The sequence below is a fragment of the Vibrio sp. Vb0598 genome, from assembly GCF_033338935.1.
Classification (GTDB): Bacteria; Pseudomonadota; Gammaproteobacteria; order Enterobacterales; family Vibrionaceae; genus Vibrio; species Vibrio alginolyticus.
Genome location: NZ_JAWOTP010000233.1, coordinates 1 through 1,129, shown reverse-complemented (window position 1 = coordinate 1,129; position 1,129 = coordinate 1). Strand labels below are relative to the sequence as shown.

Below are 1,129 nucleotides of genomic sequence, written 5' to 3'. Positions count from 1 at the left end.
TTAGTAAGCAAGCCACAGTAGCGATACCTAGCCCAATTAAAGTGTACTAAACCGTTCACTAGGTCGCGTCTTGTTGAGCGGCTTACGCTCGATACATTCACTATGTATCCGCAACAGATGTGACGTACTAGCAAGCTCTTTATGAGAAATGTCTAAAATTCTTCTAAATATGTCTACGCCCTTCTTACTTTTAACATCGATAAGACAATAATTGACGAAAGTTGCCTATAATCAAGACAATACTCGCCTATCCCATGCGGAGATAAAGATGAAAAAAACAAGTTTAATGATGGCTATGGCAGGGACAATGGTACTTGCTGGTTGTTCAACTTATGACGGCGCAACTCGCTCAACAGAGTACACCTCTGTTGCCAATCCGGCGGCCGTTTACTGTGTACAACAAGGTGGCGAACTGGACACTGTGTCAGAGAACGGTGAGCGTGTAACTTACTGTGTGCTTTCTGACGATGAACGTGTTGAACAGTGGGAATACTACCGTAACAACCACAAAGAGAGTGACGAGCAATAAACTCGAATCTAATAAATAGTAATATTATTCAATAACTAAGGAGCCAATCGGCTCCTTTTTTTGTTCTTTTATATCCGCATTTTCCTACATGAACTTCACACTACTCTGACTTTACCGTATGCAAACATAATATCGAACAGCGTTCTATTCCTGACATTCTCCTGACAATACTTTCCACTTGGTCAATAAAATCATGTCCAACATCACACAAATTCACATTTCTTCCACATTTTTCTGGAAACAGGTGGTCAGGATGAAAACACAAATAGTTAAACAAGCCGAAACGGCACAAAACAACGTGATTACTGATGAGTCAAAACGCATCATCTACAAATCGTGTTTAAGCGCATTGATGATTGTTGCGATCAGTATTCTCGTCAATCTGAGTATTCGTCTTGATTACGTAGTATTGGGATCAAGTTTGGGTGAAGTCTCTATCACTGAAACCTTACAAGTGATCATGCTGGCGATTGCTTCATGGTCGTTCTTCCAACTTTCTAAGCAAGAAGAACAAGTTAAACACGCCGCTATTTTGATTTCCGGCTTCTTCGCTGTGTTGATCATTCGCGAACTGGACTACTGGATGGATATGATCCGTCA

General features: G+C 40.9%; 1 protein-coding gene and 1 pseudogene. Both read left to right on the top strand.

Going from position 1 to position 1,129, the window contains the following annotated elements:
* The first annotated feature begins 268 nt into the window (after nucleotides 1–268).
* Nucleotides 269–529 carry a DUF333 domain-containing protein gene (locus R7Q38_RS24340; RefSeq protein WP_005463993.1) on the top strand — a complete coding sequence of 87 codons (261 nt, stop codon included), beginning with the start codon at nucleotides 269–271 and terminating at the stop codon, nucleotides 527–529.
* 253 nt (nucleotides 530–782) lie between these two features.
* A pseudogene (locus tag R7Q38_RS24335) lies at nucleotides 783–1,129 on the top strand (hypothetical protein); the annotation flags it as partial.